The following is a 21,831-nucleotide window of genomic DNA, read 5'->3' on the forward strand; positions in this document are numbered from 1 at the left end:
AAATGTGCGACTATTTGGCAAGTGCTTCTACGGATTCTTCTACGGATGCTTTCGCAAGTAAGATTCTCGATTTTTGTGTGAATAATTCTTTGCATATTTCTTGTGCAGAATCTTTAACAGGAGGACTTCTTGCGGATTCGTTTGTAAATATTCCTGGAGCCTCAAAGGTTTTTCTTGGCTCGGCTGTTACTTACGATATTCGCGAAAAATCTAAGATTCTTGGCGTGGATTCTGATTTGCTTAAAACTTGCGGTGCTGTAGAGCCTAGTGTTGCAAAGCAAATGGCGTTTGGTTGCGCAAGATTGTATAGCGGCGCAAAGTGGCAATACGATTGCATGGATTCTAGTAAAGATGTTGATAGCGCAGATTTTCCTGTTATTGGATTGTCTACTACTGGCGTTGCGGGCCCTGGCTCCGATGGCTTAAAGCCGCAAGGATTGGCTTACGTTGGAATTTTTATTCCAAATGTTGCTTCAAAGCGCTGTTCTTCGCTTGATTTTGATTTAGTTTCGCTAAAAATTAACAATATTAAAGATCGTATTTTTGAGTGTAAATGTGGCAAAATAAGCAATCTTTCTTTAAGTAGATGTTCTACTTATTCAGTTGACCACGGTTTTACGCTTTGCGCTCAACTAAATATTTCTGGAGATAGAAAAGACGTTCGTATTGGTGTTGTTAGCGCGCTAATTAGGATTTTCTATGCTCTTATTTTTGAAGATTGGATTTTTTATGCGCGAACGTGAATTTTGGGAGCTTCTTGAAGAAGTTTTCGGTAGAGAATTTGGTAGGAGTATTGCTAAAGACCAAGAGCTGCAAAAGCTTGATGGTATGAGCGCGCGCGAGGCGATTGATGCTGGCGTGGAGCCTAGAATTGTTTGGAATGTTTTATGTGATCACATGAATATTCCAGATAGCAAGCGTTGGGGTAAAGACCATAATGCTCCGCCACTTCCAGCAAAATAAGGGTTATTTTATTTTTTAATTTGATTGCGTGTATGCGTTTTTGTTGGAATTTCAAGCCAACACGCATATCGAACAAATGTTCGTTTATGGTGTATAATATTTAATTGTTGGTCTTCTTGCAGCGTGTAAGTGCCTACTGGTTATTGGAAAATAGCCTTTAACCACATTGCTCTAAAACGCTTGCACGGGCATCATGTATTGAGTATGGTCATCAATACATCGGCATGCGAAAGGAGTAATAAATATGGCACAACAAACAAAAAAGGGTGCTGTGGATCGTCTTATTGATGCCGACAAGGCAGATCCACGTAGAAAAGCAGCGCTAGAGATGGCTCTTGCAAATGTTGAAAAACAATATGGCAAGGGTTCTGCAATGCGATTAGGAGATAAGCCACTGCAAGACGTTGAGGTTATTCCTACTGGTTCCTTAGCTCTAGACATGGCTTTGGGAATTGGTGGCGTTCCTCGTGGGCGTATTGTAGAGGTTTATGGTCCTGAATCTTCTGGTAAAACAACGTTAGCTTTGCACATTGTTGCTAATGCTCAAAAGAATGGCGGAGTTGCAGCGTTTATTGATGCTGAGCATGCGTTAGATCCAGTTTATGCGCGTAAATTAGGTGTAGATACAGATTCTCTTATTGTTTCTCAGCCAGATAATGGTGAGCAAGCTTTAGAGATTGCGGATATGCTTATTCGATCTGGCGCTTTAGATGTTATAGTTGTTGATTCTGTAGCAGCGCTTGTTCCAAAAGCCGAAATTGACGGAGACATGGGAGATAGCCATGTTGGCTTGCAAGCTCGCTTAATGAGCCAGGCTTTAAGAAAGATGACAGGAGCTTTGTCTCAAGCTGGAACAACAGCAATCTTTATTAATCAGCTTCGAGAAAAAATCGGTGTGTTCTTTGGTAATCCAGAAACAACTACAGGTGGTAAAGCTCTTAAATTCTATTCGTCTGTTCGAATGGATATTAGGCGTGTTTCTACTATTAAAAACGGAGAAGAAGCTGTTGGCAATCGAACTAAAGTAAAGATTGTTAAGAATAAAATGGCTCCTCCTTTCAAAACAGCTGAATTTGATGTTCTTTATGGAGAAGGAATATCTACTGAAGGCTCTGTAATTGATATGGCTGTACAGTGTGACGTTATTAAAAAGTCTGGTTCTTGGTTTACGTATGAGGGTGAACAGCTTGGTCAAGGTAGAGAAAACGTGCGTCAATTCCTTAAAGATAATCCTGCTATTACGGAAGAAATTAGCGATAAAGTAAAAGTTGCTTTTGGGCTAATGAAGCCAGAAGATCAATTTGTTGAAGTAGAAGATGAAGACGATAGCGAAAAAGCAAAGTCGAATTCTAATGCAGAAAATAACTCAGATGCTTCTAGTAAAGATTCCAAGAATAAATAGTGATAGATGAGAAGACTGATAGATGATTAGTGTTGAGAGTTTTCTTCGCAATCATAAACCCGTAGATGCTTCTGTTTTTAACAAAAATGATGTTAAAAACAAGAATGTGTGTGTAGAAGATGATTGTAGTTTAGAAGCTGTTAATTCACATTATTCAGAGAATAGTGTTGAAATAGGTGATTGCGAAGAAAACTCATGCCATTCGTCTTATAGATTGCAAAAGTATAACTCTTTTAATAATAAAGCTGTTAAAAAAGTAGACTCTAAAAAAGCATGCGACTTTGATAGTTGCAAAGAGTGTGCTTTAAGAATGTTAGATTATGCTGCAAGGTCTTCAAACGACTTAAAAAATAGGCTTATAGATAAGGGTTATAGAGAGAATATTGTTGAATCTGTAATAATTCGTTTAGAAGATTTGCACTTGATTGATGATGAACAATATGCTCAATCTGTTATACGCTCATGCTCAAGTAGAACATTAGGAGAACGTGCAACTCGCATGGAGTTGCAAAAAAAGGGAGTTGCTTCTGCAATAATAACCTCATCTTTGCAAGATGCTAGAGAAAACGGTGTTTTTGAGCAAAGTGCATGGGATTTGGGCAAAAAGGTAGCACAGCGAACAAGAAATCTAGAACCAGATGTTAGAAGGCGAAGATTCTTCTCTGCAGGAGCTAGAAAAGGCCACGATTTAAACACGTTAAACGAAGTATATTATGCTTTGTTTAAGTCTTAAACTATTAGGACTTAGCAGATTTCGTTAGCGCACTTAAGAACGTAATCTGGCATATCTTCAACGTTAATAACATCGTTAAATCTAGCTGCTTTATTCTTAAGCTCGCTAAGCATTTTAGGAGCGCTTGTAGAAGTTTTGCTTTCTAGCAAATCCATGCAAGCAAAATCATCTAATCCTTCAACATTTAAGCCTAAGGATTCGCAGACAACTCTAGGGAACTTATACGGGCTTGCAGTGCTTAAAAGAATGCGAGGAACACTAGGATCATGAGGAATATGGCTCATAACAAAGTATCCACAAGCAGTATGTGGGTCAATAACATAATTATGCTTATTCCAGCATTCTTTTATGGAATCGCGAATTTGATCCTCGTTTGCCCATCCGCATCCAAAAAGTTCTCGAATTTTAGAAAGCACGTCTTCTGGTACTTCAAAAGCTCCCCATTGTTGCAAATCGCTCATAAGCATTTGCAAAAGTCGCGTATCTTTATTGCACATGTAGTAAAGCATGCGTTCCAAATTAGAAGAAACAAGAATATCCATAGAAGGCGCAACCGTTTGATGGAAAGGTCGAATCTTGTTATATGTTCCGCTAACCAAAAAGTCAAACAAAACATTATTGCTATTGCTTGCAACAATCAAGTGCTTTATAGGAAGACCAAGCATTTTTGCATAATATCCAGCAAGAATATTGCCAAAATTGCCACTTGGAACGCAAAATTCCACTTCGTCTCCAAGCTTTATAGATCCGCGTTCAACAAGCTTAGAATAAGCGTAGAAGTAGTAAACAACTTGAGGAATAAGTCTGCCTATATTAATCGAATTAGCAGAAGAAAGCAAAGCATTATTGTTATTCTTAATCGATTCATTGATTGAATCGTTAGTAAAAATTTGCTTAACGCTGCTTTGAGTGTCGTCAAAATTACCTCTAACAGCGCAAACTTTTACGTTGTTTCCGCTTTGAGTTGTCATTTGCAATTCTTGAACTTTACTTACTTTACCTTCTGGGTAAAATGTAACCATAGAAGTGCCTTCAACGTTTGCAAAGCCAGCTAATGCAGCTTTGCCAGTATCTCCCGAAGTAGCAGTAAGAATCATAACGTTTTGGCTAGAGTCAGAAGCATTTTTTGAGTGTCTAATAAATTGTGGCAAAATTTGCAAAGCAACATCTTTAAAAGCGCAAGTAGGACCGTGGAAAAGCTCTAAAACAAAATCATTGTTAGTGCCAAGCTGCTTTAATGGAGTAATCTCGCAATCTTCCCATTGATCTCCATAAGCATTTTCAACGCACTCATTAAGCTCGTTAGAAGTAAAATCTGGAAGGAGGATTTGAAGAACATCTTTAGCAATTTGCTTATAAGATTTTCCAACAAGATTAGAAATATTGTAGCGAGTTTCACCAAGGCAATCCGTAACAAACAGGCCACCGTCTTCGGCTATGCCCCTACGAATAGCTTGTTTCGACGTATAGGTTTTAGAGTTAGACCTAGTGCTATGAAACATAACTGTATTCGTAGTGTTTTCTGCCATGATTCCTCCATTTGTGTCAATTGTTATACATAATACCCGAAGCGTTGGAGCCTAAGCACTGCTATTGCTAATATGTTCAATATGATTAATCTCAATACAAAGTTTGACGAAACGCATAATAGTGAGCAAGTCAATAGTTCTAAAGAGCATGGGGACTCTACAGATTCTATTGTTTTTTCTAGAGCAGATGATGCGCGAATTGCACAAAGAGAATTTGCTAAAGCTAATGCCACTTTTAAGAACAAGCTTTTAATCGCTATTGCTGATTCTCTTGAAAATAATGCAGACTTTATTGAAAAAGCAAATAAGCAAGATTTAGAAAAAGCTCAAAAAAATGGTATGGACGCTGGAAAACTAGACAGACTTGTGTTTAACAAAGAAAGAATAGTTAAATCAGCTCAAAGTGTTAGAAAAATAGCGCAATTACAAGATCCTGTTGGCCAAATTGTTAGAGGGTACACGCTGGAAAATGGTATTAGACTTTCTCAAGTAAGAGTGCCAATCGGCGTAATGGGAATGATTTACGAAGCTAGACCAAATGTAACTGTTGACGTTGCATCTTTGTGCGTAAAATCTTCAAATGCTGTAATTTTAAGAGGCGGAAGCGCAGCCGAATGCACAAATCGTGCAACTGTTAGCGTGTTAAAGCAAGTCTTAAAAGATTTTGGTGTAAGTGAAAATCTTATAGAATCTGTTGATGATTTAGGTAGAAGCGGTGCAACATCAATGATGCACGCACATGGTCATATTGATGTTCTTGTTCCTAGAGGAAGCGCAAATCTAATCGCGGCAGTTGTTAAAGAATCAACAGTTCCAGTCATAGAAACTGGCGCTGGAAACGTTCACATTTATGTAGATAAAACAGCAAACTTTAGTCAAGCAATTCCGATTATTATAAACGCAAAAACTCAACGAGTCGGAGTTTGTAATGCTGCAGAAAAATTACTTGTAGATCGAAGCATTGCTAAAGATTTTCTTCCAAAAGTTGCAAGTGAATTAGCGAATCGTAATGTTTTAATTCATGCTGATGAAGAATCATACAATATCTTATCATCCGCAAATATAAGTGGTATTAAATTAGAGCATGCAAATAATGAAGATTGGTCTACAGAATACTTGTCTTTGCAAATCGGAGTAAAAGTTGTAGATGGTGTTAAAGATGCCATTAATCATATTTCAAAATATTCAACGGGTCACACGGAAACGATTATTGCGCAAGACTACTTAACGATTAACGAGTTTGTTTCGTCAATAGACAGTGCGGTTGTTATGGTAAATGCTTCAACAAGGTTTACAGACGGCGGCGAATTTGGTTTTGGAGCCGAGCTTGGAATTTCCACTCAAAAGCTGCATGCAAGAGGGCCAATGGGCTTAGTAGAGATGACAACTACAAAGTGGATTGGCTACGGTCAAGGACAAATAAGGGCTTAAGAGTAAGGTTAAGAATATGCCTGATACATCACAATCACAATCGTCTAAAATTGCTAAAAATCAATCAAACGAGGATTTAAGACTATCTATAAGCCTATCTAATGGTGTAAGTGCTTCTAATGTGCTTGATGCTTTAGATGTTGCAGCAGAAAGATTGTCTATTGTTCGTTACGTGTTTTTAGTTCAAATAGAAGATGGGATTGCGTCTGCAAGTCAAAGGTCTTCTCTTGAATATGCTGACGCTGTTTTAATGGGTTGGCCAGATAGAGATAATCGAGATGTTGTTACGCCAGAAAACAGCGAAATAATAGATGAAGTTAATAAGAATTTGCAAAAAATGGAAAGCAATATAGCTGAATTTAGTAAGCTTGAGCGCGCTAGCCTTGTAGACAATATGAGTGAAGTTCTTGTAGAGATTACGGAGTGCGTTGCAAACATTCGAGGCGTTTTCCAACCCGATTTTGCTCTTCCAACGTTTGAAGAAATTAAGCGCGTTGTTCAAGATGAGTGGAATGAAGAAATGGGAAACATTAATCCAGACAAAGCAAATGTTGCTTCCAGCGTAATTGATGAAGCGAAAGCAGATGATGCTGCAGATGCGTCTAATGCAAATAACGCGCACAATGTACGCAATGCATCTAGGATGAATTAAATGAGTGATTCATCTACAGAACGCAGAATGTCGGATTTGTTCCAAGGTTCTTTTGACCAAAGTCAAGCTAGCGTGCCAGTTTCGGCAAATTCTTCTAGGCTTAAGCATTCTGCAAGAGGAAATGTTCATCAACACCCGCGCATAGGGATTATGGGTGGCACTTTTGATCCGATTCACAATGGCCACTTGGTAGCAGCTTCCGAAGTTGCGTGGGTTTATGATTTAGACGAAGTTATTTTTGTTCCTACTGGAAAGCCTGTTTTTAAGCTAGACAAAAAAGTCACAAATGCAGAAGACAGATATTTGATGACTGTAATCGCAACGGCTTCAAACCCAAAATTTACAGTTTCTAGAGTAGATATTGATAGGCCTGGTGTTACTTACACAATCGACACGCTTCGTGATATTCGCGCGCAACACCCAGACGCGGAGCTTTTCTTTATTACTGGAGCAGACGCTATTGCAGAGATTATGCAATGGAAAAATGCTAGAGAATTATGGAGTTTAGCTAGATTTGTTGCTGTAACGCGTCCAGGCTATGCAAGTCCAGAAAAGTTTACACAAATTGAAGCTCGTTCCGCGTCTTACGATTCGTGTGACGATATGGTTAATTGCCATAGTCATCGTTTTCCAGTTGACATATTGGAGATTCCAGCGTTGGCAATTTCTTCAACAGATGTTCGCAAGCGTGCAGAGCATGGGGAGCCAGTTTGGTATTTGGTTCCAGACGGCGTTGTTCAATACATAGTTAAACACGGTTTATATATACGCGATTTGTAATGATTTGTAATGTTTTTGTAAGGATTTGCAACTGTTTGCAAGCATTTGTTATGTATGAAACGGCTTAATGGTTATAGTCTGCGCAAATAGATAGTATTGAACTCAGTCCGATTTTTGTGGACTGTTAGCGAACTAGCGTTTGGAGATATGGTGAGCATCGTCCTTGAAGGAAAGCCAGATAAAAACCTTGTTCTCGTAACTGGTCGCGCGCATCCTAAGCTTGCTAAAGATGTTGCGAATCAGCTTGGTATAGATGTATTGGAAACAACAGCATACGATTTTGCTAATGGCGAGATGTATGTTCGTTACACTCAGTCTGTGCGAGGAACAGACGTGTTTGTGTTGCAAAGTCATAGTGACCCTGTTAATAAGTCCATTATGGAACAGTTGATTATGATCGATGCATTAAAGCGCGCGTCTGCTCGTTCTATTACCGCTGTGTGCCCGTTGCTTGGATATTCTAGACAAGATAAAAAGCATCGCGGTCGTGAGCCTATTTCTTGCCGTTTGATGTTTGATTTACTTAAAACTGCAGGCGCAGATCGCATTATGAGCGTTGATTTGCATGCTGCGCAATCGCAAGGATTCTTTGATGGTCCTGTAGATCATTTGATTGCTATGCCAGTTTTGGTGGACTATGTAAGGGATCGCTTTAGCGAAGATTTAGGCAATGTTACCGTTGTTTCGCCAGATGCAGGACGAATCCGTGTTGCGGAGCAGTGGGCGCAAAGATTGGGCGGAGGTCCATTGGCTTTTGTTCATAAGACTAGAGATATTACGCGTCCAAATCAAGCTGTTGCAAACCGTGTAGTTGGTGATGTTGCTGGTCGCGATTGCGTTATGGTAGACGATTTAATCGATACTGCTGGAACAATCGCAGGTGCTTGCAATGTTCTTAAAGACGCTGGAGCAAAGTCTGTAACTGTTGTTGCAACGCACGGCGTTCTTTCTGGTCCTGCAGTTGAGCGTTTGAAGAATTGTGGCGCTAGAGAAGTTGTGTTAACAGATACTGTTCCAATCCCACAAGAAAAGCGTTGGGATGGGTTGACGGTTCTTTCGATTGCTCCACTTTTGGCAAGCGCGATTAAAGCTGTGTTTGAAGATGGGTCTGTTGCAAAGCTGTTTGACACGTACCCAGAACATCACGGAAAAGGGTTTTTGTTTGCATAAATTTGCATAAATCCTATTTCGCCACGCCAAGCTTGACGATTTTGATTGTTGTGGCATAATAGTGACTTGGCGGTTTTTTCCGCCGTTCCCTCATGGTGTAATGGCAGCACACGGGTCTTTGGAACCCTTTGTCTTGGTTCGAATCCAGGTGAGGGAGCTAGAATTAGCGCCGCTTAGTTTTAAGCGGCGTTTTTGTTAACGCGGTGATGAGTTTAGAAGTGATTTGTGTTTGAATACTCGTGTTTGAGTGCTGTGTTTGAATACTCGTGTTTGAATCAAAGAAAGGCTTAATATGTTGGAATCTTTAAGAAGTGGATTCAAACGTGTTATTTTGCCAATTGCAAAGCTTCTTGTTAAATTTGGATGTAGTGCTAACAGTGTTACGATTTTTGGCACCATTGCGCTTGTTGCAACTTCTGTTTTTATTTCTATAAGCGGTCAGCTTTTGATTGGCACTATTTTGCTTACGATTTTTGTTCTTGCAGACGCTTTGGATGGTTCTGTTGCTGCTTTAACAAACAAGAATGGTGGCACTAAATTTGGCGCATTTTTAGATTCAACTCTAGATAGAATTGCGGATTGGTCGCTTTTTGCGTGTGTTTGCATTTGTTTATATCGCGCAAATAATCTAAACATTTGCTTATATTTGCCATTTTGTGTGAATAATTTTTTGCGATATTGCGGATTAGTGTGCTCGCTAGTATCTATGATGTTTGCTTTTGTAACATCGTATGCTAGAGCAAGAGGCGAGTCTGTTGGAGTAGATGCTAAAAAAGGGTTGATTACTCGCGCAGACAGAGTGGCCATAATTCTAGTTTCAATGGGACTAAGCGGATTAACAGGTTGGCTATTGTGGCTTTGCTTAGCAATGATTATTCTTTGCGTTGGTGGAGCTATAACTGTTTTTCAACGCATTTTTGAAGTTAAAAATTTGCTTAAATAAACTTGTTTTGGCAATTTGTCGCTAAAGCGCATTAAAATCATCACGTTTACGTAACCGTACACTTTTTAGGAGTATCATGTCAGGTCATTCCAAGTGGGCGACCACAAAGCACAAGAAGGCCGCTATCGACGCAAAGCGCGGCAAGCTTTTCGCCAAGCTTATTAAGAATATTGAAATCGCAGCTCGTCTTGGTGGTGGAGACCCAGATGGTAACCCAACTTTGTACGATGCAATCGTTAAAGCTAAGAAAGCTTCTATGCCAGCAGACAACATTAAGCGCGCTGTTAAGCGTGGATCTGGCGAAGAAGCAGGCGGCGCAAACTACGAAGAGATTGTTTACGAAGGTTATGCACCAGCAGGCGTTGGCTTGATTATTGAGTGCCTTACCGATAATCGCAATCGCGCTGCAGCAGATGTTCGCTCCACTCTTACAAAGGGCAATGGTTCTTTGGCCACAAGCGGTTCTGTGAGCTTTAATTTTGAGCGCAAGGGATTGATTGAAGTTCCTAGCGAAGGTGTTGACTATAGCAAGCTTTTTGATATTGCTGCAGAAGCAGGCGCTGAAGACGTTGCAGACGATGGAGACGTGTATTCCGTATACACGGATTCTAGCGATTTGGTAACTGTTCGTAAGGCTTTGCAAGATGCTGGTTTTGACTACGATTCTGCAGAAATCGTTATGCATCCAAATAACGAGGTTGAGTTGAGCTTTGAAGATGCTCAAAAGGTGTCTCGCTTGATTGACAATCTCGATGATTTGGACGATGTTCAAAATATTTATAGCAACTGGACTGCTTCGGATGAAGTTATGGCTCAGCTTGAGGAAGCAGAATAGTTTCCAATGATGATTTTGGGCGTTGACCCCGGGCTTACTCGCTGCGGGGTCGGCGTGATTGAAGCCGGCGTTTCTCGTCGGCTTTCTTTTATTCACGTCGATGTTTTAAGAAGCAATCCAAAAACTTCTCAAGATTTACGACTTCTTGAGATTTACAATGGGCTGGTTGAAAAAATCGAAAGGTTTTCGCCAGATGTTGTTTCGATTGAGCGCGTGTTTGCTCAAGAAAATCGAAATACTGTGCTTGGAACTGCTCAAGTTGCAGGAATCGCTATGCTTGTTGCAGCTCAAAGGGGTATTCCTGTTGCTTTACACACTCCTACAGAGGTTAAACTTGCTGTTGCTGGCAATGGCAGTGCTGGCAAGCAACAAGTAGAGCGCATGGTTGCGCGTCTTTTGAATCTTAATGTTTTACCAACTCCTGCAGATGCTGCGGATGCTTTAGCTCAAGCTATTTGTCATGCTCTTAGGCCTGCGGGCGCGTTGCAAGGCGGAGAGCGAGAGCAGCATTTAACAGATGCTCAAAGAAAGTGGGCTGAGTCTTTGCGTGCGGCGCGCGGATCGAGTTCTGTCGGGCGAGGTATGTAGGATATTTATAGAACAGATGTTCTATAGGTTGTAGGGATTTATTTTGAAAGGTGAGCGCTGATGATTGGTATGCTTAATGGCGTAGTGGAATCTATCGATTCTCGTTGTGCGCTTGTCTGTGTTGGTGGCGTTGGTTACGAGTTATATATGCCTTCGTCAGATTTATCATCTTTGCGCGAAGGTCAAGAAGTTAGAGTTTATACGTCTTTGCAAGTTAGTCAAGATGCTATTACGCTTTATGGTTTTACAAGTATGGCTGCAAAGCGTATTTTTCTTCAAATTCAACAAAAAGTTAGTGGAGTAGGGCCTAAAGTCGCTCTTTCTTTGCTTTCAACATTAAGCGTAGATCGTTTGATTAAAGCTATTGCGGATTCAGATGTTTCTGCGCTCTCTTCCGCTCCTGGGCTGGGTAAAAAGGGCGCACAAAAAATTATCCTCGAGCTTAAAGGCTCTATTGACGTGGCTCTATTAGAACAAGATAGCGTAGATAAAAATGTAAACAAGAATATAAGCGATTTTATTGATTCTTCTATGCAAAAAGTTGTTGTTGGATTGATGTCTTTAGGCTGGAAGCAGTTTGATGCTCAAAAAGCAGTGGAAAGCGTTTGTAAACAAGAGCATATTTCTTTGCCAATTAGTGATGAAAATATGCCAACAGTTCTGCGCATGGCTTTGTCTTCGCTGGATAGAGGCAGGTGACAATTATGAGTTTTGGCGAGAAAATCAACAGCGAGAAGATAAACAACGTTCAATCTGTTAATACTGGCGTATCAGAAGATTCATTAAGAATGGTATCTTCTAGCGCTATAGAAAACGAGCAAATTAGTGATGAGGAGTTACGTCCTCATGCTCTGGATGGTTTTATTGGTCAGCCTTTATTAAAAGCGCAATTGCAACTTTTTTTGGATGCTGCAAGATTGCGTAATGTTCCTCCAGATCATATGCTTCTTGCGGGTCCTCCTGGTCTTGGAAAAACAACGTTGGCAATGATTGTTGCTAACGAATTAGGTGTTTCTATTCGAGTTACTTCTGGGCCTGCTATTCAACATGCTGGAGATTTAGCATCTATTTTAAGCTCTCTAGATACAGGCGAAGTGCTGTTTATTGATGAGATTCATCGACTTCCTCGTGCTGCAGAAGAGTTGCTTTATATTGCTATGGAAGATTTTCGAGTAGACGTTATGGTTGGTAAAGGCCCTGGAGCATCTTCCATACCGCTTACTTTGCCTCATTTTACTGTAGTTGGTGCAACTACTAGAGAAGGAATGCTTCCTTCTCCGCTTAGAGCGCGTTTTGGTTTTACTGCTCACTTGGATTTTTATCCTCACGAAGAGCTAGAGAAGCTTATTGAGCGTTCTTCCGCACTTTTAGGCGTAAATCTTGCAGACCAAGCGGCAAAAGAGCTTGCTTTGCGTTCTAGGGGAACTCCTAGGATTGCAAATCGACTTTTGAGGCGTGTTAGAGATTGGGCAGTAGTCCATAATCTTAAAGAAGTAAATCGCGAGTCTGTAATCGAGGCTTTATCTTTGTATCAAATAGATACTCAAGGTCTTGATCGCTTGGATATTGCTGTTCTAAAAGCTATTGTGGTTCAATTTAATGGTGGTCCTGTAGGGCTTAATAACCTGGCTGCAATGGTTGGAGAAGAGTCGGAGACTGTGGAAACAGTTTGTGAACCATATTTGGTTCGAGAAGGCTTTCTTGTTAGAACGCCTAAAGGCAGAGTTGCAACTGAAAAAGCTTGGCAGCATTTAGGTCTTAAAGCCCCCGATAATGTCAGATAGATACCCTAAAATAGTTGATTTGGGCGGTGTTTTACCGTCTTAGGGTTGGATAACTTAAGGAGTTTATTGTGCCCCAATTCTTTAGCCAGTATGGCATGCTTATTGTTCTTGTAATTGCCATGGTTGGTATCATGTGGTTCCAATCTCGTAGCATGAAAAAGCGTCAAACTGAATTGCGTTCTTTCCATGATTCGTTAAAGCCTGGTGTTGAGGTTATAACAATTGGTGGAATTATTGGTAAGGTTGTTAGCGTTGATGCAGATCACGAAGAAATTGTTTTAGATTCAGAAGGTAGTCTGCTTCGCGTATCTTTCCGTGCTGTTAACAGGGTTTACGTTCGCGTAGATTTTAATAGCTACGATAAAGAAGATAGTGCAGAAGGCGCTAATAATAATGCGGATAGTGCAGAAGATAACGAATCGCAGGAATCGCAAGAATCCAATGAATCTAACGAGGTTCAAGAATCTAGCGAATCTAATGAAAATAAAGAAAACTAGAATAGAACGCTAGGATTATGACAACAACTGATATTACGGTAAAGCCTCTAAAGAATGTTAGTAGTGAAGATGCTAGTTATTTAGCATCTCTTGTTCGCACAATTCCAGGATTCCCTAATCCAAAGATTGTTTTTCGCGATTTTCTACCAGTATTTGCAGATGCTCGTGGTATGAACATTCTTATTGAGTCACTTGTTGATTCTTTGCCTGTTTCTAAAGATTCTTTTGATTTAGTTGCAGGTCTTGAAGCTCGTGGATTCTTATTTGGCCCAGTATTAGCTGCACGCTTAAATAAGGGTTTTGTTGCCGTAAGAAAATCAGGTAAGTTGCCGCCAGAAGTTATTAGCGAATCGTATTCTCTTGAATATGGAGAAGCTAAAATCGAGATTGAAAAAGACTTGATTAAACCTGGCCAGCGTGTTCTTATTGTTGATGATTTGATTGCAACAGGAGGAACCGCAAAAGCTGCTGCAAGGCTTGTTGAAAGATCCGAAGGTGTTGTTGCTGGATTCTGCTTTGTAATGGAGCTAACGGGCATTAACGGAATGAGCGACTTGCAATCCTATAAGTGCTCTAGCTTAATGAAAATGCCAGCTTAAACACTGCAAATCGTAGTTTAAAGAAAAGCGTTAAATACATAGATAATCCAAAATAATCCAAGTCTAAACTTTAAGAACGTAGGGGAGGAACAATTTTGAAAAAACTAAAATCTTCTCTTATTAGTGTTTTGAAGGGTTTAGCTATTCCAGCAATAACTATTTTTGTTTTTGCTCTTATTGTTGGGTTGTTTATGTCTTTAACGCTTTTAGTAATTTCGATTGAAGAAGGAACTGGTAATCTTTCTGATTCATCAATGTCTTTAACATGGGCTGTACTTCTTTTTGCGCAAGGAGTAGGTCTTGGTTTTGACGATTTTGTTCTTACGATTATTCCTCTTGGATTAACAATTCTTTTAGTTTCATCTCTTGCAATTGCAATGAGAAAGCTAAAAGGTGGTCAGTTGGCAAATTCAATAGGACTACTTGTTTGGGTTTTTGCAAATTCTGTAATATCCCAAAATACTAATATTGAGTTGCTGGACTCTTTGCCAATAATATTGCTAAAAAGTGTTTGTGTGTATATTTTGGCTATGATGATTGCTGTTTTTCCATATTCTTCTACGTTTGCACAAATAAAACAAAAGTTGGCAAAGCATTTTTCTGAGCGAATAATTAAATGCGCAAAAATCTGTTTTTATTGCTCTATAAGTGTTTTAGTTATTTACGCAATTGTTGCACTTTTAACAATCATCTTTTGGTGTGTAGTTGGTTCAAGCAACGTTGAGATTGCATTTTCTAAGCTAGGAATGCAAATCGGTTCTAGGATTTTAACATCTATTGCCTGTTTAGTGTGGTTGCCGAATATTGCACTATGGGCATTATCTTGGATTTCTGGAGCAGGATTCAACATTGGAGATATTGCAAGCTTTAGTATTTTTTCTGTTAGCAAAAAATCGTTACCACCTATTCCACTTTTTGCAATATTTCCAGACGCTATAAAAGATTCATTCTATAGAACATCTTCGGTTAGTATATTGTTTGTTTTGTGCGCTATCTTGGCATCGTTTATAATTTTGTACTCAAAGTTGTGCAACCTTAGAATCATATTTGATAACAATAAAGTAGACTGGAAGAAAACAGCTTTTGCATTTGTTCAATCTGCAATAGTTTTAGTAGCGTCTTGCATGGCAATAATACTTGTTATGAGTGTACTGCTTCTATTTGCAAATGGTAGTTTGGGAAGATTTAGATTAGCGCATGTTGGAGTTAATGTAAGTAGAAGTCTTCGTTCCTTAGGCCATTTAACAATATACGGTTTTGGCTTTTCTTGGCTTATTATCCTTTTTGTTTGTGCAATAATAATTGGTATTCGACTTTTAAGCAATAAAATTTTATCCGAAAATCAACCTTTGCTTGAGAGCAAAACTGAAACTAGTGATCTTAGTGCAACTAGAACAGTCAGCTCAAAAGCTAATAAAAAATAAATCCTCATCCAACACAAGGAGGAAGACCGGTGCAACAGATACATGAGCAAGAACAAAATGCAGATGTGCTGATAACCACAGGTAAAAGGTCAATAAAGCGAGTACTGGTTTCAGTATTTTGCAAAGAAGGACTAGAAACGCTGGCAGATGCTTTTAGAAAGTGTGGAACTCAAGTTGTTTCAACTGGTTCAACTGCTTCAAAGCTTCAAGAATTGGGTGTAAGCGTTACGCAAGTGTCGGATGTAACAGGATTCCCAGAAAGCTTAGATGGTAGAGTTAAAACTCTCGATCCGCATATTCACGCTGGAATCCTAGCAGATATGAGCAATTCGGATCATGTAAAGCAGCTTAAAGATTTGAATATTGAGCCATTTGATGCTGTAGTTGTAAACTTGTATCCTTTTGTGAACACAGTTATGAGCGGTGCTAAAAACGACGCTATTATTGAAAAAATCGATATTGGTGGACCTTCAATGATTCGAGCAGCTGCTAAAAATCATAAGTCTGTAGCTGTTATTACAGACCCTGCAGATTATAAATTGCTTGCTAATCGAATTGCTTCTGGCGAAGGCTTTAGCTTGCAAGAGCGTGAATACTTAGCTCATAAAGCATTCGAGCATACAGCCGCTTACGATGCTGCAATATGCCAATGGACTAATAGTGCTTGGCCAATGCCACAAAGCATGATGGAAAACACGGATAACAATGATGATTCGCTTGATAAAACAAGCAAAGATTCGTTACTTCCACGCGACTACACAAGAACATGGACTCTTGAACGTAATCTTAGGTACGGAGAGAATCCACATCAATATGCTGGGCTTTATCTCGATCCGTTGCATAATGGCGGTTTAGCTCAAGCTGAACTTCTTGGCGGAAAGCCAATGAGTTATAACAATTATGTTGATGCGGATGCAGCATGGCGTGCAGTTTGGGATTTTGCTCCGCAAATTGCCGTTGCTGTTTGCAAACACAATAATCCGTGCGGCTTAGCAATAGGTGTAACAGCAGCCGAAGCTCACGCGAAGGCTCACGCTTGCGATCCTGTAAGCGCATACGGTGGAGTGATTGCTTGCAATTCAACTGTTACGCTAGAAATGGCACAAAGTGTGCGTCCAATTTTTACAGAAGTAATTATTGCTACAGACTACGAGCCTGAGGCTTTGGAATTATTGCGCACTAAGAAGAAGAATTTGCGAATCCTAAAGGTTGCAAATCCTCCTGTTTTAGGCTTGCAAGTGCATCCTATTGACGGCGGAGCGTTGGTGCAAAGCGCAGATAAGATTGACGATTTTGGAGATAATCCACAAAATTGGACTCTTGTTTCTGGAAATCCAGCAGACGAAAAAACTTTAAAAGACTTAGAGTTTGCGTGGCGTTCTCTTAGATGCGTAAAATCTAATGCCATTTTGCTTGCGCATGATTTAGCAACTGTTGGAATTGGAATGGGTCAAGTTAATAGAGTGGATTCGTGCCATCTTGCAGTTGAAAGAGCTAATACTTTGGCAGATGGCGTTGAGCGCGCTAAAGGTTCTGTTGCAGCATCCGATGCGTTCTTCCCATTTGCTGATGGTCCGCAAATCTTGATAGAAGCAGGTGTAAGCGCAATAGTTCAACCTGGAGGGTCTATTAGAGATGAGGAAGTGTTTGAAGCTGCGCGCGAGGCTGGTGTAACAATGTACACTACTGGAACGAGGCACTTCTTCCACTAAAAACTACTAAAATCAATCGCTATTTGCAAATTGGTCTTTATGTAAATAGCTGATTAGTCAGTTAGATTAACTCGATTAATCATATTAACGTAAAGCCTTGGATTGTGTTTAATATACTTTCCAAGGCTTTTTATGTATTATACAAGTATGACAATTAGCCAGAAGAACCAAGATAACGAATTAAAATTTGAGCATAAAGATGAATTAATGAACAACGTGAACAGCAGCGTGAATAACAACGTGTACAACAACTCAAACAATCATATCTACGTTTCGGAAGTAAAAGAGGGAAAGCCGTATGCGCAATGGATTGTGGCAATAATCGTATGCGTGTGCGCTGTATTAGCTTTTATAGGAAAAATAATGGCTGCTACAGTTATTATTTCTGCAACAGCCATCATTCTTGGAATAATACGTTTAATTTTCTCTCAGCGAAGCCCTTGGAAAGTTAGATCCATTGCTTTTGACTCTTTTATAAGCATTGCACTAGGACTTGGTTTGCTAATAACGTATTTTTCTATTTTTGTTTTTATGTAACCTATTTTGTTTTAACTATTTGTCTTAGTTATAGAATGGGTTAACTTCTTTATTTTCGCTATTTTCTGATTCTTCGCTAGATACTGAAGTGTTAGCGGAATCATCCGAGCTTAAATCGCCAGCATTATTGGATTCTTTAACACTGTTTGAGTCTTTTGAAGAAGAACGAACAAGCTTGCTAATAAGCATAACGAATCCAACAAGAGCTGCTGCAAAAACAGGAGCAATCCAAAATACCCAAAGTTGGCTTAATGGTGCAGTAGCTAATTTCTTAGACTGTGCAAGAATGGCAATACCCGTAGAGCGAGCAGGATTAAGACCAGATCCAGTAATTTGGTATGTAATAAAAGCTCCAACCGAGTATGCAATACCCATGTGTGCTGCATAAGTGCATTTAGCACTACCATCTTCACGCGTATACGTCATTGCTGTTGCAACAATAATAAGAACTGCAATAATCTCAACTATTAATGCGGAGATAACGCCAAAAGAAGCATTAACGCTTTTTAGTTGATTTGCAGAGATAGAAGCGCTTTCAAAACCATTTACAACAGGAGCAAACCATGTTTTTTCTGGAACCATTTTAGTTTGAGGAAGAATAAAAACAGTTATTGCAGCAGCAACTAGTGCGCCAAGAACTTGAGCAATGATGTATAAAATTCCAGAAATGTAAGAAGTTCTTCCAGTAAGCATAGAAGCGATTGTTACTGCTGGATTAACGTGACCTCCAGAAACCTTGGCAGCTATACTGATTGCAGCTGCGTAAGCTAAGCCTGTTCCTGCAGCAATCAAAAGAACATTCACGCCGTACATTGCTGTTACAACAGATGAGAACGTGTAAATAGTAAATATTGCAAAAACGCTTGCAATAAATTCAGCAAAAATCCTAAAAACAAGAGGTGTAGGAGCAGTTGCTTTTTGCTCATCATTTGAACATTTATTTTGCAAAGTGTTGTTCATAACAATTCCTTACGTTAATGTGTACGTGTTGTGTTGTTTTTTATGTTGTTTTGTTATTCGCAACACAACCAAACGTTTGCTATAGTATCACGGCTATGCCATACGCTAGTATAGAAAAACGTGGCAATTTGTTGTGAGTATTAAAAAATGATTAAAAATTATTAAAAAATACGCAAAAATGGCCATAAATAAAACATCAATAATATTAAATTAATACAATAGGTCACGTTGGGAGAACGATGCCAAACGCATATTCCCGCGCCAATCAGGCGCATTCAAATGACAAAAATGCCGTTCGACTGCAAAAGCTACTTGCTGAAGCGGGATTTGGTTCAAGACGCAAATGTGAGGAGATTATTCTCGATGGGCGTGTTGAAGTGGATGATGAGCTTGTAACAACACTCGGAACTCGAGTAGATCCAAGTAAGCAAAAAATTCGCGTAGACGGATCCAGAGTAAAGTTCAATCACAAGCTTGTAACGCTTGCGCTTAATAAGCCAAAGCGAGTTTTGAGCGCAATGGATGATCCAAAAGGTCGCTTTACTTTAAGAGATATTGTTGGAGACAAATACGAGCGAATTTTCCACATGGGTCGCTTGGACTACGATTCGGAAGGTCTTATTTTAATGACCAACGATGGCGAGCTAAGCCAGCATGTTATGCACCCAAAGTACGAAGTTGAAAAAACGTATATTGCAACTGTTGAAGGCAAAATCAACGGAATGGTTTGCCGCAGGCTAGTTTCGCAAGGCGTAAATCTGGAAGACGGCTGGATCAAGCTAGACAGATGCGCAATAATTGACCAGAATCACGATGCAACAATCGTAAAAGTTGTTTTGCACTCTGGCAAGAATCGCATTGTGCGTAGGATTTTTGGAGCTGTTGGCTTTCCTGTAAAACGTCTTGTTCGTACGCAAATCGGCCCTATTAAGTTGGGTGACTTAAAAGCTGGGTCTTACCGCGTGCTTTCGCAAGTAGAAGTGCGCTCACTTTCTAAGGAGGTTGGCCTGTGATTTGTGTAGCAATTGATGGACCAGCAGGAGTCGGTAAGTCTTCTACTTCTCGCGCTTTAGCACAATACTACGGTTTTGCGTATTTAGATACGGGTGCAATGTATAGAGCTGCAGCATGGTGGTGCTTAAAGCAAGGAATTGATTTAAGCAAGCAGCTTGAGTTGGATGAAGAAGGAAATCCAACAAATTCTGCAGATGCGGAACGCTTTAATCAAATTGTTGAAGCTGTTGGAGCATTGTTTACGGAAGATCATGCTGAATTTAGTGTTGATCCGAAAAATCCTGTAGTCGTAATTGATAGTGAAGATATTAGCGAAGAATTGCGTTCTGTTGAAGTTTCTTCGCACGTGTCTACAGTTTCTTCGATTCCTGCAGTTCGACGCATGCTTATTGCTGCTCAGCGCGCGTATATTGCAGCAGAGTCAGCCGAGGATTCTTTCTCTAGCGGAGAAGGCATAGTTGCAGAAGGCCGCGATATTACTACTGTTGTAGCTCCTAATGCGCAAGTTAGAGTGCTTCTTACTGCTCGTGAAGACGTTCGTCAAGCTCGCAGAAATAAGCAAGATATTGAGCAAGAAAATTCGCAAAATAGCGAATCTGAAAATATTGAATCTAAGAATAACGAATCTTTAGAAGAAGACGATATTCGCGCTCGTGACGCTAAAGATTCTAAAGTTACTCATTTTCTTCAAGCTGCAGACGGTGTTGCAACTCTCGATAATTCTGATTTGACTTTTGAGCAGACTCTTGATGCGCTTGTAGAGATGGTTGACGATGCAATTGAGCAGGATGAGTACGACCGTTATGCCGCAAATCTTGAAGGCTACGATCTTGACGATGAAGACCGTGCGCTTCTTGGCGGTGATTTTGCAAGCGAAGATGAATCGAAAGATACAAAAGCTGTTGGAGTAATTGCCATTATAGGCCGACCAAACGTTGGAAAATCAACGCTTGTAAACCGTATTTTGGGCCATAGAGTTGCTGTTGTAGAAGATACTCCAGGCGTTACTAGAGATCGCGTAAGCTACGATGCTGAGTGGGCTGGAACCAACTTTAAGCTTGTTGACACTGGCGGCTGGGAAGCGGATGTTGAAGGCATTGATTCTTCGATTGCTCAACAGGCGCAGGTGGCAGTGCGTTTAAGCGATGCTGTGATTTTTCTAGTAGATGGTCAAGTTGGCTTAACCGCCACAGACGAGCGCATTGTTTCAATGCTTCGCGCTGCAGGTAAGCCTATTACTTTGGCAGTTAACAAGGTTGACGACGCTAGAAGCGAGTATTTAACGGCAGAGTTTTGGAAGCTTGGAATGGGCGAGCCTTACGGAATTTCTGCAATGCACGGCAGAGGCGTTGGAGATTTGCTTGACGCAGCTCTTGCATCTTTAAAGAAAGCGAATAAGACTTCTGGATTCTTAACTCCAGAAGGTTTGCGCAGAGTTGCTTTAGTTGGACGTCCAAACGTTGGTAAGTCTTCGCTTTTGAACCATTTGGCTCACGAAGAGCGTTCTGTTGTAAACGACTTGGCTGGAACTACTCGAGACCCTGTTGATGAGGTTGTGCGCGTAGACGGTGAGGATTGGCTGTTTATTGATACTGCTGGTATTAAGCGCAGGCAGCACAAGCTTACGGGTGCCGAATATTATTCTTCACTTCGTACGCAAGCTGCGATTGAGCGTTCGGAACTTGCTTTGATTCTTTTCGATTCCTCTCAGCCGATTGCAGAGCAGGATTTGAAAGTTATGAGTCAGGCTGTAGACGCGGGTCGCGCAATTGTACTTGTGTTTAACAAGTGGGACTTGATGGACGAATTTTCTAGACAGCGCATGGAACGCTTGTGGAAAACTGAGTTTGAGCGAGTTACTTGGGCTGAGCGCGTTAATCTTTCTGCAAAAACAGGATGGCATACGAATCGTCTTGCACGCGCTATGCGAACAGCTTTAGAAAGCTGGGATAAGCGCATTCCTACAGGCAAGCTTAATGCCTTCTTAGGCCGTATTCAGTCTGCTCATCCGCATCCTTTGCGAGGTGGAAAGCAAGCGCGAATCTTGTTTGCAACGCAAGCTTCTACACGCCCTCCGCGTTTTGTAATATTTGCAACTGGATTCTTAGAGCACGGCTACCGTCGCTTTATTGAGCGTTCTCTTAGAGAAGAATTTGGATTCGAGGGAACTCCTATTCAAATCTCTGTAAAAGTACGAGATAAAAAGAAGCGCAAGTAAAATCGCAAGTAAATAAATTTGCGATTAAAGCTGCGATTAAAGCGTAAGTAAAGTAGGAGC

General features: G+C 40.3%; 22 protein-coding genes and 1 tRNA gene. 21 read left to right on the top strand and 2 right to left on the bottom strand.

The window, feature by feature from the left end:
• The first annotated feature begins 2 nt into the window (after positions 1–2).
• From NYP67_RS04060 to NYP67_RS04075, 4 genes are all read left to right on the top strand, one after another.
• Positions 3–743 (top strand): CinA family protein, encoded by a 741-nt coding sequence (locus tag NYP67_RS04060; protein ID WP_101896580.1) that lies wholly within the window; start codon positions 3–5, stop codon positions 741–743.
• Entirely contained in the window at positions 730–963 is a 234-nt protein-coding gene (locus NYP67_RS04065) for a DUF3046 domain-containing protein (RefSeq protein WP_020973608.1), read from the top strand. Before NYP67_RS04060 ends, NYP67_RS04065 begins: the two co-directional genes overlap by 14 nt.
• A 244-nt stretch (positions 964–1,207) precedes the next feature.
• A complete protein-coding gene (gene recA / locus NYP67_RS04070; RefSeq protein WP_018639211.1) occupies positions 1,208–2,365 on the top strand; it encodes a recombinase RecA in 1,158 nt (385 codons plus the stop codon).
• A gap of 22 nt (positions 2,366–2,387) precedes the next feature.
• On the top strand, positions 2,388–3,098 hold the full coding sequence (locus NYP67_RS04075; protein WP_018639213.1) for a regulatory protein RecX: 711 nt from the start codon (positions 2,388–2,390) through the stop codon (positions 3,096–3,098).
• Between the two features lie 11 nt (positions 3,099–3,109).
• Here the strand turns inward: NYP67_RS04075 and thrC are convergent, their stop codons facing one another.
• Complete coding sequence (gene thrC / locus NYP67_RS04080) at positions 3,110–4,627, bottom strand: threonine synthase (RefSeq protein WP_473411202.1); 1,518 nt, start codon at positions 4,625–4,627, stop codon at positions 3,110–3,112.
• A 72-nt stretch (positions 4,628–4,699) separates the two neighbouring features.
• On the opposite strand from thrC, the gene NYP67_RS04085 reads away from it, so the two are divergent.
• From NYP67_RS04085 to NYP67_RS04155, 15 genes are all read left to right on the top strand, one after another.
• A complete protein-coding gene (locus NYP67_RS04085) occupies positions 4,700–6,058 on the top strand; it encodes a glutamate-5-semialdehyde dehydrogenase (protein WP_080573935.1) in 1,359 nt (452 codons plus the stop codon).
• Between the two features lie 16 nt (positions 6,059–6,074).
• Positions 6,075–6,710 (top strand): hypothetical protein, encoded by a 636-nt coding sequence (locus NYP67_RS04090; protein WP_004130776.1) that lies wholly within the window; start codon positions 6,075–6,077, stop codon positions 6,708–6,710.
• Complete coding sequence (nadD, locus tag NYP67_RS04095; protein ID WP_004130778.1) at positions 6,711–7,490, top strand: nicotinate-nucleotide adenylyltransferase; 780 nt, start codon at positions 6,711–6,713, stop codon at positions 7,488–7,490.
• Between the two features lie 147 nt (positions 7,491–7,637).
• A complete protein-coding gene (locus NYP67_RS04100) occupies positions 7,638–8,660 on the top strand; it encodes a ribose-phosphate diphosphokinase (RefSeq protein ID WP_018639222.1) in 1,023 nt (340 codons plus the stop codon).
• Positions 8,661–8,746: 86 nt separating this feature from the next.
• Positions 8,747–8,817: transfer RNA gene (locus NYP67_RS04105), tRNA-Gln, on the top strand.
• Positions 8,818–8,952: 135 nt separating this feature from the next.
• Positions 8,953–9,603: a CDP-alcohol phosphatidyltransferase family protein gene (locus NYP67_RS04110; RefSeq protein ID WP_004130782.1), complete on the top strand. Its 651-nt coding sequence runs from the start codon at positions 8,953–8,955 to the stop codon at positions 9,601–9,603.
• Positions 9,604–9,679: 76 nt separating this feature from the next.
• Complete coding sequence (locus NYP67_RS04115; RefSeq protein ID WP_004113651.1) at positions 9,680–10,438, top strand: YebC/PmpR family DNA-binding transcriptional regulator; 759 nt, start codon at positions 9,680–9,682, stop codon at positions 10,436–10,438.
• 6 nt (positions 10,439–10,444) lie between these two features.
• Positions 10,445–11,026 carry a crossover junction endodeoxyribonuclease RuvC gene (ruvC, locus tag NYP67_RS04120; RefSeq protein WP_116689569.1) on the top strand — a complete coding sequence of 194 codons (582 nt, stop codon included), beginning with the start codon at positions 10,445–10,447 and terminating at the stop codon, positions 11,024–11,026.
• A gap of 60 nt (positions 11,027–11,086) precedes the next feature.
• Positions 11,087–11,725 (top strand): Holliday junction branch migration protein RuvA, encoded by a 639-nt coding sequence (ruvA, locus tag NYP67_RS04125; RefSeq protein WP_346284276.1) that lies wholly within the window; start codon positions 11,087–11,089, stop codon positions 11,723–11,725.
• Positions 11,726–11,730: 5 nt separating this feature from the next.
• Positions 11,731–12,810, top strand: coding sequence for a Holliday junction branch migration DNA helicase RuvB (gene ruvB / locus NYP67_RS04130; protein ID WP_101889287.1), 1,080 nt, complete (start codon positions 11,731–11,733; stop codon positions 12,808–12,810).
• A 68-nt stretch (positions 12,811–12,878) separates the two neighbouring features.
• Positions 12,879–13,307, top strand: a complete 429-nt coding sequence (gene yajC / locus NYP67_RS04135) for a preprotein translocase subunit YajC (protein WP_032840177.1) — start codon at positions 12,879–12,881, stop codon at positions 13,305–13,307.
• Between the two features lie 17 nt (positions 13,308–13,324).
• Entirely contained in the window at positions 13,325–13,906 is a 582-nt protein-coding gene (locus tag NYP67_RS04140) for an adenine phosphoribosyltransferase (RefSeq protein ID WP_018639236.1), read from the top strand.
• Between the two features lie 95 nt (positions 13,907–14,001).
• The gene (locus tag NYP67_RS04145) at positions 14,002–15,330 is read left to right on the top strand and encodes a cell division protein PerM (protein WP_415695170.1); all 1,329 of its coding nucleotides are present in this window, start codon (positions 14,002–14,004) and stop codon (positions 15,328–15,330) included.
• A gap of 71 nt (positions 15,331–15,401) precedes the next feature.
• Entirely contained in the window at positions 15,402–17,042 is a 1,641-nt protein-coding gene (purH, locus tag NYP67_RS04150) for a bifunctional phosphoribosylaminoimidazolecarboxamide formyltransferase/IMP cyclohydrolase (protein ID WP_415695208.1), read from the top strand.
• A gap of 207 nt (positions 17,043–17,249) precedes the next feature.
• Entirely contained in the window at positions 17,250–17,579 is a 330-nt protein-coding gene (locus NYP67_RS04155; RefSeq protein ID WP_415680812.1) for a DUF3017 domain-containing protein, read from the top strand.
• Positions 17,580–17,603: 24 nt separating this feature from the next.
• On the opposite strand, the gene NYP67_RS04160 is transcribed toward NYP67_RS04155, so the two are convergent.
• Positions 17,604–18,539: an MIP/aquaporin family protein gene (locus NYP67_RS04160; protein WP_415695172.1), complete on the bottom strand. Its 936-nt coding sequence runs from the start codon at positions 18,537–18,539 to the stop codon at positions 17,604–17,606.
• A gap of 239 nt (positions 18,540–18,778) precedes the next feature.
• Between NYP67_RS04160 and NYP67_RS04165 the strand changes: the two genes are divergently transcribed.
• Both NYP67_RS04165 and der read left to right on the top strand, forming a co-directional pair.
• The gene (locus NYP67_RS04165; protein WP_004133164.1) at positions 18,779–19,552 is read left to right on the top strand and encodes a pseudouridine synthase; all 774 of its coding nucleotides are present in this window, start codon (positions 18,779–18,781) and stop codon (positions 19,550–19,552) included.
• Positions 19,549–21,771 (top strand): bifunctional cytidylate kinase/GTPase Der, encoded by a 2,223-nt coding sequence (der, locus tag NYP67_RS04170; protein ID WP_473411203.1) that lies wholly within the window; start codon positions 19,549–19,551, stop codon positions 21,769–21,771. The genes NYP67_RS04165 and der overlap by 4 nt, the downstream gene beginning before the upstream one ends.
• The last annotated feature ends 60 nt before the right edge of the window (positions 21,772–21,831 follow it).

Source organism: Gardnerella sp. c23Ub_4 (genome assembly GCF_055804115.1).